Annotated in this window: 16 protein-coding genes; 4 read left to right on the forward strand and 12 right to left on the reverse strand. The window is 42.0% G+C overall.

Annotated features, from left to right (window positions below):
- Positions 1–3: 3 nt before the first annotated feature.
- Genes TY10_RS16700 through TY10_RS16725 form a run of 6 tightly spaced genes read right to left on the reverse strand, consistent with a single transcriptional unit; the run spans position 4 to position 6,261 of the window.
- Positions 4–1,293 carry an ABC transporter ATP-binding protein gene (locus tag TY10_RS16700; protein ID WP_042165738.1) on the reverse strand — a complete coding sequence of 430 codons (1,290 nt, stop codon included), beginning with the start codon at positions 1,291–1,293 and terminating at the stop codon, positions 4–6.
- Position 1,294: 1 nt separating this feature from the next.
- Positions 1,295–2,071, reverse strand: coding sequence for an ABC transporter permease (locus TY10_RS16705; protein ID WP_042165741.1), 777 nt, complete (start codon positions 2,069–2,071; stop codon positions 1,295–1,297).
- Between the two features lie 34 nt (positions 2,072–2,105).
- A complete protein-coding gene (locus tag TY10_RS16710; protein ID WP_042165744.1) occupies positions 2,106–3,041 on the reverse strand; it encodes a GDP-mannose 4,6-dehydratase in 936 nt (311 codons plus the stop codon).
- An 11-nt stretch (positions 3,042–3,052) separates the two neighbouring features.
- Positions 3,053–4,027 (reverse strand): GDP-mannose 4,6-dehydratase, encoded by a 975-nt coding sequence (gmd, locus tag TY10_RS16715; RefSeq protein ID WP_042165746.1) that lies wholly within the window; start codon positions 4,025–4,027, stop codon positions 3,053–3,055.
- Between the two features lie 31 nt (positions 4,028–4,058).
- On the reverse strand, positions 4,059–5,135 hold the full coding sequence (locus TY10_RS16720; RefSeq protein WP_042165748.1) for a mannose-1-phosphate guanylyltransferase: 1,077 nt from the start codon (positions 5,133–5,135) through the stop codon (positions 4,059–4,061).
- A 1-nt stretch (position 5,136) separates the two neighbouring features.
- Positions 5,137–6,261, reverse strand: a complete 1,125-nt coding sequence (locus TY10_RS16725) for a glycosyltransferase (RefSeq protein ID WP_337588368.1) — start codon at positions 6,259–6,261, stop codon at positions 5,137–5,139.
- A 446-nt stretch (positions 6,262–6,707) separates the two neighbouring features.
- Here TY10_RS16725 and TY10_RS16730 point away from each other — a divergent pair, with 446 nt between their 5' ends.
- From TY10_RS16730 to TY10_RS16740, 3 genes are all read left to right on the forward strand, one after another.
- Positions 6,708–8,939, forward strand: coding sequence for an O-antigen ligase family protein (locus TY10_RS16730; RefSeq protein ID WP_042165754.1), 2,232 nt, complete (start codon positions 6,708–6,710; stop codon positions 8,937–8,939).
- 155 nt (positions 8,940–9,094) lie between these two features.
- Positions 9,095–10,135, forward strand: coding sequence for a M23 family metallopeptidase (locus tag TY10_RS16735; RefSeq protein ID WP_052350591.1), 1,041 nt, complete (start codon positions 9,095–9,097; stop codon positions 10,133–10,135).
- Positions 10,136–10,594, forward strand: a complete 459-nt coding sequence (locus TY10_RS16740) for a bactofilin family protein (protein ID WP_238327701.1) — start codon at positions 10,136–10,138, stop codon at positions 10,592–10,594.
- A 103-nt stretch (positions 10,595–10,697) separates the two neighbouring features.
- Here the strand turns inward: TY10_RS16740 and TY10_RS16745 are convergent, their stop codons facing one another.
- The 5 genes from TY10_RS16745 to TY10_RS16760 all read right to left on the reverse strand — a co-directional run bounded on the left by TY10_RS16745 (position 10,698) and on the right by TY10_RS16760 (position 14,190).
- The gene (locus TY10_RS16745) at positions 10,698–11,489 is read right to left on the reverse strand and encodes an ABC transporter permease (RefSeq protein WP_042165755.1); all 792 of its coding nucleotides are present in this window, start codon (positions 11,487–11,489) and stop codon (positions 10,698–10,700) included.
- Positions 11,482–12,405: an ABC transporter ATP-binding protein gene (locus TY10_RS16750; protein WP_042165841.1), complete on the reverse strand. Its 924-nt coding sequence runs from the start codon at positions 12,403–12,405 to the stop codon at positions 11,482–11,484. The genes TY10_RS16745 and TY10_RS16750 overlap by 8 nt, the downstream gene beginning before the upstream one ends.
- Before the next feature lie 193 nt (positions 12,406–12,598).
- Positions 12,599–12,772: a hypothetical protein gene (locus TY10_RS30515; RefSeq protein ID WP_155985913.1), complete on the reverse strand. Its 174-nt coding sequence runs from the start codon at positions 12,770–12,772 to the stop codon at positions 12,599–12,601.
- A 27-nt stretch (positions 12,773–12,799) separates the two neighbouring features.
- Positions 12,800–13,771, reverse strand: coding sequence for an LCP family glycopolymer transferase (locus TY10_RS16755; RefSeq protein WP_042165757.1), 972 nt, complete (start codon positions 13,769–13,771; stop codon positions 12,800–12,802).
- Positions 13,768–14,190 (reverse strand): PilZ domain-containing protein, encoded by a 423-nt coding sequence (locus tag TY10_RS16760; RefSeq protein ID WP_042165760.1) that lies wholly within the window; start codon positions 14,188–14,190, stop codon positions 13,768–13,770. Before TY10_RS16760 ends, TY10_RS16755 begins: the two co-directional genes overlap by 4 nt.
- A 246-nt stretch (positions 14,191–14,436) precedes the next feature.
- On the opposite strand from TY10_RS16760, the gene TY10_RS16765 reads away from it, so the two are divergent.
- The gene (locus tag TY10_RS16765; RefSeq protein WP_042165762.1) at positions 14,437–14,805 is read left to right on the forward strand and encodes a helix-turn-helix domain-containing protein; all 369 of its coding nucleotides are present in this window, start codon (positions 14,437–14,439) and stop codon (positions 14,803–14,805) included.
- Here TY10_RS16765 and TY10_RS30520 read toward each other — a convergent pair.
- Positions 14,802–14,942 carry a hypothetical protein gene (locus TY10_RS30520; RefSeq protein ID WP_155985915.1) on the reverse strand — a complete coding sequence of 47 codons (141 nt, stop codon included), beginning with the start codon at positions 14,940–14,942 and terminating at the stop codon, positions 14,802–14,804. The genes TY10_RS16765 and TY10_RS30520 overlap by 4 nt on opposite strands.
- Positions 14,943–15,557 lie beyond the last annotated feature (615 nt).

The raw sequence follows: 15,557 nt of genomic DNA on the forward strand, positions 1-15,557 counted from the left end.
ACTCTATCCAATATCCCAGCTATGATCTATAGACAGGACACCCACCGCTTTATCATTAGACACGACCGTGAAATCCATATAATATTTTATAAAATCTAACGCCAGATGCTCACCATTAACAATAGCAACATTTAGCTTATAACTACCTGTAAGAAGATTGCATTGATTAACTTTAAACTTAACTGTGCCCGTGTCTTTTATAGATTGCAGCTTTAATTTCCCAATCTGTGTGTTATTCCCGTAAACCAGCATTTTATCAGCTGTATAAAATCCAATGCCAAATATATATTCTTTCTGAGAATGAAGAACCTTATAATCAATTTCAATGACCATGGATTGTCCTGCGGAAATAACGTTCGTATTTTCTCCTTGGCTATTCAATATTCTTGCTTCAGTAATTATGACTTCTTTCGAGCCCCATCTACTTTCATCTGAGAATTGCGGAATTTCTTCTTGCTGCTCAGGCAGCTCGGATAACTCAGTTTCGTTCACTGATTCTACAGGAGGCTTATTGTTTACATCCTCCAAGTACTCTTGTTGGCGTTGCTCTACAAATTTTTTATTCATATGCTGCGTATACAAGTTTACAACTCGATCAGGTTCTCCTTGCTCTACAATAGATCCTTCACTTAGCCACACAACTTTATCGCTAATTTTTTCAATTGTCCCTAGATCATGAGCCACAATAACTATAGTTGCTCCGCTATTCTTAAAACCTTCAATCTTATCAAAGCATTTCTTCTGAAAATTGGCATCCCCAACAGATAAAATCTCATCAATTAATAAAATCTCAGGATTTACATTAATGGCTACCGAGAATGCCAAACGCATATACATTCCTGAAGAATACGTTCTTACTGGATTTTCAATGAAATCTCCTAATTCAGAAAATCGAATAATTTCATCTAATTTCCCATCAATCTCTTTCCTTGATAATCCCGATATGGATGCATTAATATAAATATTCTCTCTGCCAGTGAAATCTGGATGGAAACCAGCCCCTAACTCAATAAGGCTTGAAATTCTTCCATTAACCTCAATCTCTCCTGTGTCAGGATACAATATTTTAGTAATAAGCTTTAACAACGTACTTTTTCCGCATCCATTATGTCCAATCAATCCAACTGTCTCACCTTTTTTTATATCCAGACTAACGTTATTAAGCGCATAAAAATTGCTATACTCATTGCTTCTCAATTTCAATAATTTTTCTTTCATTGTTAATGGCTTATCACGATAGATTTTAAACGTTTTACTAACGTTTTTTATAGAGATAACCGTTTGATCGCTCATTTTACAAATCCTCCGCGAAAGTCTTTTCGCTTTTTCTAAAGATAAATATACCAACTATTAATAATACGATCCCTATTAAAAGTGAATATAATAATGCACTCCAATCAGGTTGAACTCCATTTAGCAGCACATTTCTAAATGAGTTTATAATGGGAACCATTGGATTTAAGCTTATGATGGAAGCAATTCTTTCCGGGAATATGGTGATTGGAAAAACAATAGGGGTTAAATAGAACCATACAAAAGTAACTACTCCGACAATATGCTCTAGGTCTCTAAATTTAACATATAGAGCGGATAATATTACTGACAGTCCTAATATAAATATAAATTCAATCAGTAAAACGACAGGAAGCCATAAGACATTAAATGTCAAATGAACACCTGTCAGAAGGAGCGCAGCAAATGTAATAACTAGACCATATATATAATTCATTAAATTCGTACCGACTACAGAAATAGGAAGAATAAGTCTTGGAAAGTAAACTTTTTTTACTAGGTTCGCTCCTCCAACAATACTTGTTGTAGCGCCTTGTACAGAGGTAGTAAAAAATATCCAGGGTAATAGAGCAACGAAGAGGAACATCGCATAATTTTCTTGTTCAATTCTTAATAAATAGGGAAAAACAATAGAATAAACTAATAGCTGTAGCAATGGATTTATAAATGTCCATAAAAAACCAAGAAATGATCCTTTATATCGAGAGCGTAAATCTCTGCGTACGATACTGACCAACATTTGTCTAAAATTAAAAAGCTCCTTAAAGTAGTTCAGCATATTACTTTTAAACCACCGTTCATAATAATCTATATTACGTCGATTTTTTCCAATATTGATATATATCATAGAGGCTTTTTTCTAATGGAATAGCAGGTGTCCAACCTGTAGCCTGATTAATCTTCTTGTTAGAACCGTAGTATTCTGGAACATCACTAGGCCTCATTTTATTTTCATCGATAATTACCTCAATGGTCGTGGAGGAAAATAATATTAATTGATCAAGAATACTTCTAATTGAGACACATAAACCAGAGCATACATTATATACTTGCCCTGAAACTCCTTGTTCAAATAAGAGTCGATAACCCTCAACAATATCTCGCACATCAGTGAAATCTCGTTTGCTAGTTAAATTCCCAACATAGATAACAGGGTCTGCCTTACCATGTTCTATTTCAACAATTTGTTTCGCAAAATCGCTCGTTACGAATCCTAACATTTGTCCTGGGCCTATATGATTAAATGCTCGGGCATGAATAATCTGAAGTCCATATTGTTTACTATAATGTTGCGCTAATCTACTTACAGAAGCCTTTGAGAGACCATACGGATTTAATGGATTAGTATTATTCTCTTCGATAATCGGCAATTTAGTTACCAGTCCATACTCTTCTGATGAACCAATTGAAATCACTTTAACAAGGTCACTTACAGTAGACTTTCTAATAGCCTCAAATAACCCGATAGTATCCATTAGATTAGATTGGAATGTCTCCTCAATATTGTCCCATGAATATTTCACAGAGCTTTGACCCGACAAATGAAAGATCACATCAGGCCTAATATCCTCTAATACTCTTTGAACCCTATCCTGCTGTGAAAAATCAATATCTATTATATTTACACTAGTAATGAGGGGAGGCGGACACTTACGTGTCCCGCCCCATACTTCGTACCCATTATTTATTAAGTTTTGTGCTAAATACCGCCCTACAAAACCACTTATTCCTGTTATTAGAGCTCTCATTCATATGCTCCTTATTTTTGATTTACAAGCGATACTTTCTTCATATCATTATCTACCATCATCTTCACCATTTGTTCAAACCCAACCTCTAGCTTCCAACCAAGCTGTTCTTTTGCTTTCGTGCAATCGCCAAGTAACAAATCTACCTCTGCTGGACGCACAAATTTCGGATCAATAACAACGTAATCTCTCCAATTCAAATCTGCGTGGCTGAAAGCAATTTCAACGAGTTCTTCGACTGTATGCATCTCACCTGTAGAAATTACAAAGTCTTCAGGTTTGTCTTGCTGCAACATGAGCCACATTGCCTTTACATAATCCCCGGCAAAACCCCAATCACGTTTTGCATCAAGATTGCCCATTCTAAGTTCCGTTTGCAGACCGAGTTTAATTCGAGCAACTGCATCCGTAACCTTACGAGTGACGAATTCTACACCTCGTCTCGGAGATTCATGATTGAATAAGATACCTGAACAAGCAAACATGTCATAGCTCTCACGATAATTAACGGTAATCCAGTGACCATATACTTTAGCAACACCGTATGGGCTGCGTGGATAGAAAGGTGTTGTTTCTTTCTGCGGTGTTTCGACAACTTTACCAAACATTTCACTGCTAGATGCTTGGTAAAATTTCGCTTCCGGCTTTGTCAAACGAACGGCTTCCAGCATATTAGTTACACCAATTCCTGTAGACTGTCCAGTAAGCACCGGCTGAATCCATGACGTCCCGACAAAAGACTGAGCTGCTAAATTATATACTTCATCCGGGTTGGAGATACGCACAGCATTAATCAAGGAGCCTAAATCTAATAGATCTCCATCTATAAACTCTATCTCATTTTTAATATGATCGATATTTTCCATGATTGGCGTACTTGTTCTCCGACGCAGACCATATACTTTATAACCCTTTTCCAATAATAATTCTGCCAAATAAGATCCATCTTGTCCTGTAATTCCTGTAATAAGTGCATTCTTAGTCATGTTGATACATTCTCCTCTAAATTGTATTTATTTAAAGATACTGTTCAAGTTTTTGCATTCTTAATTCCTTGAGCAGAAGTTTTACTTCCTGAGCCTTATCTTTCGTGCAAATGAGCGTCACATCTTCGGTATCTACTATAATGAGATCCTCGATCCCTAATGTAGCAATTAACTTGCCGTTGCTTTCAATAATACATCGTTTAGTATCGAGATTAAGTATATTGCCCTTAATCACATTACCGTTATCATCCAGTTGATCAATTCTTTCTAATGCCGTCCAACTGCCCACATCATCCCATCCAAATAAACATGGAATCACATAAATGTTTGATGCTTTTTCCATAATCCCATAATCAATAGATTGATCAGGCATTTTTATAAATTCCTCTGCGATGATCTTATCCTGATCCGGCTTTCCTAATGCATATTTCATAGTCTCTAACACATCATGCATATCGGGCATTAACTCTTGTATGAATTTTCGAATAACAGATGTTTTCCATACAAAGATGCCACTGTTCCAGTAGAAATTACCGGCAGCTAAATAGGATTGTGCAACTTCATAATTTGGTTTTTCTACGAATTTATTCACCTGATATACTTTGACATCATTAACGAGTTGCTCCACACCCATACTTTCTATGTATCCGTAGCCGGTTTCTGGATAGGTTGGCTCAATACCAAGAGTAACTAAATTTTCATTAGAGTTAGCGATTTCTGACGCTGTCTTTAAAATATTAATAAATCCTTCTTCGTTTTCTATAATATGATCTGAAGGAATTACAATCATCGTACTATCCTTATATCTCTCTTCAATTATAATAGAGGCTAGTCCAATACAAGGGGCTGTATTGCGTCCAATTGGCTCAATAATAATATTTTCTATCGGCAAGTGAGGAATTTGGGCTTTAAGCAATTCAGCATACAATTCATTAGTAACGATAAAGATTTGACTAATATCAATTAATAATTCAAGTCTCTCTATCGATTGTTGAATCATTGATTTGTTGCCAGATATATTTAAAAATTGTTTGGGTAAATTGGTTCGACTCTTCGGCCAGAACCGTTCACCCTTCCCCCCAGCCATAATTACACAAGTTAGTGTCATTTCAACCTCCATTATTCCATTCTTTGATATACTCCAAGCGTTTTTTTATTAATTCACCAACTCGCTTTGGTGAATAATCGGTTTGGATGGTAATTTTCCCGTTATGTGAAATAAGATTACGATACTCAATATCATCAACGATTCGCTTCATGTACGAAGCAGCATGCTCTGTATCCGGCTCTGCCCAAAATTGATAACTTTCATATGGGCCGTAAGTTTCACCAAGCTGCACAAGATTATAATCTACCAAACAAGAGTTACTGCTATTCATAAAGTCGATGTTAGATGACCAATTGGTTCCAATAACCGGCTTGCCGAGATACATCGCTTCAGCGAGCCCCAAACCGAATCCTTCACTTCGATGCAACGAAATATAGCAATCCGTGATATGAAGCAGAGCATTAGTGTCATTTCTAGATAAGACATCTTTTATTATATAAATGTTGCTGTAATCACCAACAAGCTGATTTAGTTCCTTTAGTTCCTTAGTATCGCTACTGTTTACTTTAATCACCAAGCCAATTGAATCATCGTTTCCCTTAAAAGCCTCTTTAAACGCTCGGACAGAAGCTTGGGGATTTTTACGCTGATGATAACTCTTAACATCATACATAGTTAAAAATAGAAATACATTTTCAGGCAATTTGAAATAATCTCTATTTCTCATTTCTGCAACTTTCACTTCAATACTATGTGGGATACGAATAACCGGAACGGGACTTTTCATCGCAATTGCTTCTGCGACAAATGTAGACGGTGCCCAGATTTCCTGGACAAGTCCGAAGCTATCCCGCCAACGATCTGGAAAATCAGGCAACTCCCAGTGCCAATAACCTATATTATAACGAGTTTTAAATAGTTCACTGCTGTATTGAGAATATATCTCTATCATTTGCTCTGCATTTAGATGAAATATATTAATTTTGTATTCAGGAGAATCAATCTCTTTATGAGCCCAGCTCATATCTGACATACGCGAGCTATTCGTACCCGTATAATTTATAATTCCAAAAGAAAGCTCTCCCGCTGTTAGTGATTTGGCCGCGATACGACATGACTCGCCTATTCCCATCTCTGCTCTTGCATAACCGATTAAATTCACACCAAGTTCACCGGATAAATCCAATCGACTGATCAACTCTCTCTGCTCGATTGGAAAAGCCGTTTTAAGTAAATTTCGTTTTACTCGCTGCATCGTTTGCGGAGGAACAAAGGGAGCTACTAGTTTCTTAGACCGAACAGCTAACTTATACAATAATTTTAAGAGATTTTGTTTAATATAGGACACCACCATCAGTTATGTTCGACAATTCAATTCTCATATTTCTACAATTATGTCGAACGCATCCTAACCATTTTAACAAAGAATCTACATGCTGAACACCTTATTCTTATTCTAGTTTCTCCAAAAAGGTAGAAAATTCGATGAAATCGTCTATTCTTTCGACATTCACAATTTTCGTAATTTTGTAAACAACATACAAATTCCACTGCTTTCTTTATAGTAATCCATTTCCTCATTTGTTAAAATACACAGAGGAGTAGAATCAAATAGGAGTAAGGAGTTCATACATGAGCGCACGTAAAAAAGTAACACGCAGTACTATCATTACTGAAAAACCACCACTATTAAACTGGATACTTACAATCGGCTTAGCTCTATTTATCATTATTTTCCCTTTCAACAAAGCATTGTTTAACGGTTACGAGTACGCTTTTGAGACTGCAATTTACAATGCAGCCATTTATGGTTTTGTATTACTCGCTGCTACTGTTATCTATGTTTACAGAGTTGGCTGGAAACTCAACAATCATCGAAGTTTGCTGTCGATTCTCGTCTTGTTGCTTCCTGTCGTTTATTGGCTCTCATCCATGCAGGCTGTTTCCAGCTACTATGCTGGCTTTATGGTAAAAGTGATGTTTCTAATGGCAGCATTATTTCTAGCAGCAATTTATGCAGGGGAGAGGCTGCCTGCCCGGAAAATCATTGAATATGCTACCATGTTAACTTGTTACATAGTCGTATTTTACGGATTGCTTATCTTATTTGGTCAGGAATATTTCCGGGACGGAATGTGGCTGGCACATGATGGCTATCGCCTTGCATCTGTCTTCCAATATTCCAATACGTATGCAGGTTTCCTCAGTGCAATTCTGCTAGCAGCTGTTTATTATGCAGCAACATGTACCCGCTGGTATATGCGTCTGGCGAATGCAATCATGCTCGTTCCGATTTTCATATCATTCCTGTTAACCTATTCTCGTGGCGCAATCGTTATTATACCGGTCGTAATCCTTATTCTCGTTCCGTTTCTGCGGTTCGCTCAACAAATCGCTTATATCGTGTACACAGGGCTCACAGCTCTGCTATCAGTTGTCATACTGAGCAAGTTGACTGCCAACACCGATGCAATTGCAGCAATCGTTCAGCCTACCGAGACAAAGGCGCCAAACCCAATCTCGATGTTCGACTCATTGCCTATACAAAGCTGGTTGCTGTTAGGGGCTGCAGCACTTGTTAATGCCGGACTTATCCTGCTCATTCACAAAAAACTCTATCCTTGGCTGGAAACGAAAACGAAAAGGCTAGCCGAACGCAGATGGTCATTCGCTGCTGTTCCTGCAACAATTATTATAATTGGATCACTCGCAGTCATTATCTTACTCACAAGCAGCGGCGTAAGAGACTTGCTGCCTGACAAGATCGCAGCACGCTTTGAGAACATTAACCTGCAGCAGCACTCCGTGCTTGAACGTTGGACATTTTACGAGGATGGCCTAAAAGTCTCGCAGGACTATCCAGTTCTTGGTGCAGGCGGTGGCGGTTGGCAGGCACTCTATGAGCAATATCAGCATAACCCGTACTGGAGCCGTCAGGCACATAGTTACTTTATTCAAACGCTCGTTGAGGTTGGTTGGTTAGGGCTCTTAATATTAATTGGTCTATTGGCCTATATTTACTGGCTCTACATCCGTTCCTATATCCGTTACGCAGAGCGCCGGGGAAGTCATTTCATCTTCTTTATCATTTCTTTGACCCTGCTCTTGCATAGCGCTATTGATTTCGATATGAGCTACATTTATTTAAGTGCTCTCGTATTTATCAGTCTAGGAAGCATGCTCGCTCCTTACGGGAAATTAATGCTTATTAACCGATTCGCTGATCAAAAAAGTACATCCTATAGCAAAATCATATATTCATCTTCAATCGGCCTGCTAACTATAATTCTATTAATCACTTCAATCCGCAGCGCTAGTGCTATTCGCAGCTTTGATCAAACGATAAACAAAGCATCTAGTGGCCAGATTGCAATTAATGAATTACTTCCTAAATTAAATAAGCTCATTAAATCAAAGCCTAATCAATCTGTCTTTTCCTTAACAAAATTCGAGGCGCTGGGTCAAGCCTATGATCAAACTCATGATCGTAAATATTTAGAAGAAGGCATACTAACCCTTCAAAATGCTAAAAAGCATGACCCTTACAATCGTTCAATCATTTCAATGCTGAATGATGCTTTCAAAAAAGACGGAAATCTTCCAGAGCAGCTTGCTATTCTCGACGAGGGCGTCTCCAAGTTCCAATGGGATATCCAGTTTTACGAAAAAGCGGTTATTGCTAATATTGGCGCTATGACTTCGGATGCAGCCAATAAAGACAAGTACCGTGAGCGTGTACTGGAGCTTGCTGCCGAAGTACAGAGCAGAACGGCTCAACTTGCAACATTGCCGCCAGAGCAAATGCAAGGCCGCTCCTTCAGTTTCACTCCAGAAACTGTCCAAGCCATTGAAAATCTCAAATAACATTGCAATCTTCCAAAAATGCGCCCTGCTGGGGCGCTTTTTCTCTCCCCTCTTTCGCTACTCTCATTTTTTTCAATGGCATGTTTCGCTCTTTTCTAGAATAAATAGCATTAGAACGTTCTGATTTGAATTAACGGCCGGAAGGAGAACGACTATTGAATCGAACACGGAAAGCTGGATGGTCTTTCATGCTGCTGCGCGGCGCCGACAAGACTGTCAGACAGTTCCATGTTTCCAAACGGTCGGTCGTTGCAGCTCCAGCTGTAGCCGTACTTGCTGTTTCCGGTTGCATCGGCGGACTTCAACTGAAGTCTGCCTTCAAGATCAGCCACCTGGAAGACCAGCTCTCACAGCAAACCTCCCAGTTCGCGCAAACGGTATCCGCCAAAGATGAAGCCATCTTGAATCTGCAAAAAGAAATCACGCTCCTATCCCAGCAGACAAAGAATATGGAGACGAAGTTGAATGACCTGCAGGCGCTGGAGAATAAGCTTCAACAGTTTATTGAGAAGTATGGAGCCGTGACGGGGTCAAGCCATTCATCCCGCAATTCGGACTCCAGCGTTTCCCGTGGGAAAGTTCAGTCGCTCTCTGCCTCCATAGGGGGAAAGACGTCGTCCGTTATACCCTTGGCCAATTCGTCACAGCCTTCGGCTGAATTAAAGCGAATGGCCGCGCTGGCAGACAGCTCTACTCTCGACCTTCAAGCCGTAAGCGATATGTTGGATGAGATGGAGCAGACGATGGCATATTCACTTAAGCAGTACAGACTGCGCCAAGCAGAGCTGGACGCCATCCCGTCCGGCTGGCCGACAAGCTCGCATCAGATGACATCCGGCTTCGGTTACCGAAAGGATCCTTTTACGGGAAAGGCTACTTTTCATGCCGGGATCGACATTGCCGGTAATACCGGAGATCCCGTCTTCAGCGCAGCAAACGGCATTGTAGAGGAGAGCGGCTTCAGCAGCTCGGAGGGCAATCATATAGTCATCGACCACGGCAACGGCCTGCGCAGCGTCTATATGCATTTGAAGCAGATCGAAGCTCGTGAAGGGGATACGATTGTCCGCGGCGAAAAAATCGGGCTTCTCGGCTCGACTGGACGAAGCTCCGGCCCTCACTTGCATTTTCAAGTCATGCAGAGAGATGAGGCGGTCAATCCGTTAAACTACTTGTCTCTTGTAAAGGAGGATTAAATGGCTATGTTCAAGGACAGCAAGCGGTTCTCCGCAACCGATACGCTGATCGGTCAAGGGACACATATGGAGGGTAAGCTGATTTGCGAAGCCAATCTTCGGGTTGAGGGTGAATTCAGCGGCGATATTGAATGCGTCGGTGATGTTATCATCGGAGAAAGCGGCGTTGCCCGCTCCAGTATCCACGGAAAAGAAATTACGATTGCCGGCAAAGTATTCGGCGATATAATCGCCAAAGGACGGCTGACAGTAACCGCAACCGGTCAAATTATCGGCAGCATCACTGCTCAATCGCTTATAATACACGACGGGGGATTGATGAGCGGCAGCTGCCATATGGAACGCGCTCACGAGAACAAAACCCGCCCTCTATCGGAGACGGATACAGCCTTGCCAAACCAATCAGCAGCGAAAGACTCCTCCCATAAGGAAAAGGAGAAAGCCAGACAAGCGGGTTAATTCCTTTCATCCATAAAAATAACAAAGCCGTCTGAAGCTTTCCCTATTCATAACGGGAACCTTCGGACGGCTTTATTAGGTTGTACAGCGACTGGCCTGCTACTTAAGCCGCCACATCGCGCTTGTTGAATACAAACCAGGTCAATGCGACAAACACGACATAATAAACGCCCAATACCGCCAATGAGAAGCCAAGCGTCATGCCCTCCCTTAGTGGCGTTCCGTTCAAATACTGAACGAGATTCAGATGAATGAACAGCAGGTAATCTACCCAAGCGTAATTCAATATCGCGAATAGCCCAACGAAGGAATTGACGACCAGAATGAGGAACAGCGATAAACCGATCGCCAGTCCCCCGCTGCGGAACACGGCGGATATCATAAACGCCATGGTAGCCGTTACGATCAGAGAAATGAATTCATAGAAAAAGTATTGAATGAAATACACAGCCGCCGTACCTTTATAGAGAGGCGCAATGGTATCCGACGCTGCACTGCTGTCATAACCGAACAACAGGGCATTCATAGCAAGCAAGAACAAGTAGAGCACTACGGTTTGCAGCAAGGCGAACAAGATAACGGCAACATACTTGGACAGCAGTATTTTCGACCGCGACCATGGCCGGATCAGCAATAGCTTGATCGTTCCTGCCGTAAATTCATCCGCAACACTGCCGGCTGCAACTATCGTGGTAAATACCGTAATTAGCAGAAAACTAACTACAGATTCCCAATTAAATACTGACCACATCGAAGGCAGATAATTGGAAAACAGTCGGGTACCTACTGAGATGCAAAGGACGAGCAGCAGCATAATACCAAGCATCACCCAGGTACGAGCCCTCCGGTAAATTTTCATATTTTCGTTCATGACGAGCCCTGCAAAATTAAACAATCTGTTCGCCCCCCGTCATTTCCAGGAATTGATCTTCGAGTGATTTGCCTTGCGCTCGGATACCGTAGACGGAAACGCCAGCTTCTACAAAAGCTGCATTCAGCTTCGCTACCAGCTCACGATCTGCTTCTATAGCAATCGCCGATTGTCCGTCTGCTTCGGCCTTCTGGCCAAGCTGAGCTGCTACGGTAATCGCTTCAACAACATTGCCCACCTCAAAAACAAAACGCCTGCTTTCCGCCCCATCATCACCTTGCTGTTTGATGCCTCTAACATCAATCAGCTTGCCATTCTGAATAATGGCAACGCGATCGCACATGAGCTCCATCTCCGCCAGCAAATGGCTGGAGACGAATATCGAAATGCCTTCATCTTTGGCCAATTGCCGAAGATAATCGCGAAGCTCGCGGATACCCGCCGGGTCCAGTCCGTTCGTCGGCTCGTCCAGAATGAGCAGCTTCGGCCTATGTAGAATGGCTTGTGCCACACCAAGTCTTTGCCGCATACCCAGCGAATACGTCCGTACCTTGTCATGAATGCGCGAACCCAATCCCACAAGTTTTACAACTTCTTCAATTCGTTCATCCGAAATATCCGGGATCATGCGTGCGAAATGAATGAGATTCTGATAACCGGACAAATACTTATACATCTCCGGATTTTCCACGATTGCGCCTACATTGCGGATAGCCTTCTGATATTGCTTGGTGATACTGTATCCATCGATCTTGATCTCTCCGCCGGTGAGTGACATGAGCCCCACCATCATGCGTATTGTCGTTGTTTTGCCGGCTCCGTTGGGCCCAAGAAATCCAAATACTTCGCCTACCGGAAGGTCCAGTGACAGATCATTGATAATCGTCTTTTTTCCGATCCGTTTCGTTACGTTTTGCAGCTGTACAATTGGCTGTGAAATAAAGCAACCCCCCTCGCTAATAACATAATTTACATTATAGCCAACGGCATCTTCAAATGAAAGCAACCGGGGTACTAGAGCCCCCAACCCTAATGCAAAATATTCATGGAAAAAGCTCCCCGGTCCCAGGGAGCCCTCGCTTGTTTCTATATCTCTTTATCTTTCTTCGCTTATTTCTTTCCCCCATTAATCTTCATATAACAAGTGTGATTCTATTCTCCTCGTCCGGTTCGTCCCCCATACATTCTTCGCAGCAGCCAAGCGGCTGTACAACCCGGAAAAAACCGGTCCGGAAAATCTCCCTTGCCTGCTCAGCCGGAACCATTGCGCCGCAGCCCACGCAGTAAAAATACTCGATCTCTTTCATTCCAATCACTCGCTCTCCTAATAGATGCTACAGCTTGGTTGGTACATCGCCGCCGCTCATCTGATTTTTCAGCAAATTATGGATTCGTTCTTTCTCGCCGTTGCCGACGATGTAATACCAGACACGATTAATCGTTGACCCGCTGCCGCTAATTTCAACAGTATCCACCTGCTCCAAATCCGAACGATAGTCGGTTATGAATGTTTTCATCTCATCGAATGAAATATTCGTTTTTACACTGCTGCCCAACTGATCGAGAATTTTCTCGATCTGCTTGATGCTGTTGAATGTCAAGGCGCGCTTCAGCACCTGCTTCAAAATCTCGCGTTGCCTTGTATTACGGCCAAAATCACCCCGCGGGTCCTCGTAGCGCATTCTGGAATAGAGCAGCGCTTCCTCCCCGTCGAGCTTTAATGTTCCCTTATCGAATTGATGCCCTTCGTAAAAGAAACCAAACGGGTTGTCGATCTGTACCCCGCCGATCAAATCGACCATTTTAGCAAAGCCCTCCATATTCACTCGAATATAATAATCAATCGGATAATCGAGAAAGTGCTCCACCGTCTGCTTCGACATTTCCGCACCGCCAAACGCATAGGCATGATTTATTTTATCCGTCGTGCCATGACCGATAATTTCGGTTCTCGTGTCCCGAGGGATATTGAACATGAGGATTGACTTTTTGTTAGGATTGACCGCCATAACTATTAACGTATCAGACCGTCCCTTATCTTGTCCGCGTTCATCGACACCCATCACCAGGACGGTAAAGGGATGCTTGTTCTCGATTCGTTCCTTAATAGTAGGTTCAGTTGTAGTATTCACTTTCACTTCGGGGTCCTTGCTCTTATATTCAACAGGCTGAATGGGCTCGTAAATGGCCGCCGCCGTTTGTTTGACATGATGGTAGAGATACCAACTGTATCCGATGGCTCCAGCCGCCATTATTAATAGAAAAGCACTCGTCCCTATTACTGTTTTTTTCACCCAAGGCTTCATGTCGACCGGCTCCTTAGCTTTCGATACAGCTGATGGATTTTTAGTTGATTAGGACTTTGGCGGAGCATCTCCTGATTCAACAAACGAATCATAAGGGGCTGCATCCGGTTTGGAGGGTGGAACGCGACGCCGTATTCAAATTGATTGTCCCTCTGTTCCCGCCAGACGATATGACCACGCAACTGGAGCGAAACGCCAGATAATATAATTTGAAAATCGACCAAATAACCCTTGTCTACCGGAAGCTTGAGTCCGGACAAAAAACAAAGGCCCTCTTGGCTAATATTAAGCAACAGCACATGCGCAACATTCCGGCTTAGCAGAAGCCCAATCGGATTAAGCAGACGCATTTCAGCTTTAATCCCTTCATTTAAACGCATTCGAAAAAAAGCTCGCTGCAGTTCGCTGTTCGTCTCCATATTCGGCTCCCTATATGAAATGAGACCAATGCAGCTGCGTTTAAAGGAGAAGGCATCGGTCAATCCTTAAATAAGATACATATCGTATCTACCACTTCTTTCACTTTACGATACGATATGTAACATGTCAACTGAAAATAAAAAAAACGCCGTTATTTGCGACGTTTCGTTGCACATTAATGCTTTTTTAACATTTACGTATTAATATAGGTGTAGCGGGAATCGGTTAATTTAGGAGGATAAAGGATGAGTATCGGAAACCGAATTGCTCAGTTAAGGGATGAAAAACGTTGGACACAGGAGCAAACCGCAGCTAAGCTCGGCATTTCTCGAGCAGCACTTTCTCACTATGAGAAAAACCGTAGAGAGCCAGACAGCGAGACGTTAGCAAAGTTTGCCGACCTGTATCAGGTTTCGATCGATTATTTAGTCGGCAGGACGATGAATCCTCAGTCCGCATTGAGCGACGACGTTCGTGATTTTGTTGATCATCTTGAATTATCTGATGATGAAATTTTACAAAAGTATAACCTTAGCATAGACGGTCGAAAGCTTACCGCCGAAGAGACGAAACGATTTATTGCCTTTGTGCGCGCGGAGAGAATGATGAACTAACGGTTCATCGAAATCGGAACAATAAGTTCAGCCGGCCATTTATCCTGCGGGATCTCCAGCTGCTGAAGAATTTCTCTGATGTTCAGCTCGATGCGTTTGTCATCGGTATTAACGTTTCTCTCTCCATCTATCATCATATCCGACTCCTACTCTATTATAAATAAACTACAACATCGTTATTATACCTAATGATTAGTCGGGAATATGTCGGATGGTGGTAGCGACTTTCTTCTTTTTTGATAAATTTTTGTCGAAATTAATCCTCTAGACTTATTGAATTTGTCAATGAGTCAAGCTTTTTTCTATACTCATTTTATATGCTTGGCCGGGTCCTAATATGACGGACCTATTTTGCCGGGGATTGAAAGTTAAATGATGGGGCTGTGGCTGATTGGGCTACAGGCCTTTTTTATTGGTTTTGTGTGGGGGGCATGTGCTAGTTGCTAAGAGCATGTGCTCGCTGCGCGTCACGGTTCATTCTGCCGTTCTTGATTCTATCTATCGTTCGCCTGCGCGAACTAGATGGAGAGAACCTTCGAAAAGTCAGACTGAACTCGTGGCGCTCCGCTCTCACACCTCATTTTTCACTGCGCGAAAATGCCTCCCCCGACCTTTTTTTGTGGGGTGGAAGTTCAAGAGCATGCGCTCGCTGCGCGTCACGGTTCATTCTGCCGTTCTTGTTTCCATCTATCGTTCGCCTATCCGAACTAGATGGAGAGAATCTTCGAAAAGTCAGACTGAACTCGCACGCT

This window comes from Paenibacillus gorillae (genome assembly GCF_000513275.1).
Lineage (GTDB): Bacteria > Bacillota > Bacilli > Paenibacillales > Paenibacillaceae > Pristimantibacillus > Pristimantibacillus gorillae.

Excerpts from the sequence above, each read along its gene's own strand:
- TY10_RS16755 (WP_042165757.1), bottom strand. The coding sequence starts at position 13,771 with ATGAAGCCTTGGGTGAAAAAAACAGTAATAGGGACGAGTGCTTTTCTA.
- TY10_RS16710 (WP_042165744.1), bottom strand. The coding sequence starts at position 3,041 with ATGAGAGCTCTAATAACAGGAATAAGTGGTTTTGTAGGGCGGTATTTA.
- TY10_RS30520 (WP_155985915.1), bottom strand. The coding sequence starts at position 14,942 with ATGATGATAGATGGAGAGAGAAACGTTAATACCGATGACAAACGCATC.
- TY10_RS16730 (WP_042165754.1), top strand. The coding sequence starts at position 6,708 with ATGAGCGCACGTAAAAAAGTAACACGCAGTACTATCATTACTGAAAAA.
- TY10_RS16700 (WP_042165738.1), bottom strand. The coding sequence starts at position 1,293 with ATGAGCGATCAAACGGTTATCTCTATAAAAAACGTTAGTAAAACGTTT.
- TY10_RS16705 (WP_042165741.1), bottom strand. The coding sequence starts at position 2,071 with ATGCTGAACTACTTTAAGGAGCTTTTTAATTTTAGACAAATGTTGGTC.
- TY10_RS16740 (WP_238327701.1), top strand. The coding sequence starts at position 10,136 with ATGGCTATGTTCAAGGACAGCAAGCGGTTCTCCGCAACCGATACGCTG.
- TY10_RS16765 (WP_042165762.1), top strand. The coding sequence starts at position 14,437 with ATGAGTATCGGAAACCGAATTGCTCAGTTAAGGGATGAAAAACGTTGG.
- TY10_RS16720 (WP_042165748.1), bottom strand. The coding sequence starts at position 5,135 with ATGACACTAACTTGTGTAATTATGGCTGGGGGGAAGGGTGAACGGTTC.
- TY10_RS30515 (WP_155985913.1), bottom strand. The coding sequence starts at position 12,772 with ATGAAAGAGATCGAGTATTTTTACTGCGTGGGCTGCGGCGCAATGGTT.
- gmd (WP_042165746.1), bottom strand. The coding sequence starts at position 4,027 with ATGACTAAGAATGCACTTATTACAGGAATTACAGGACAAGATGGATCT.
- TY10_RS16760 (WP_042165760.1), bottom strand. The coding sequence starts at position 14,190 with ATGGAGACGAACAGCGAACTGCAGCGAGCTTTTTTTCGAATGCGTTTA.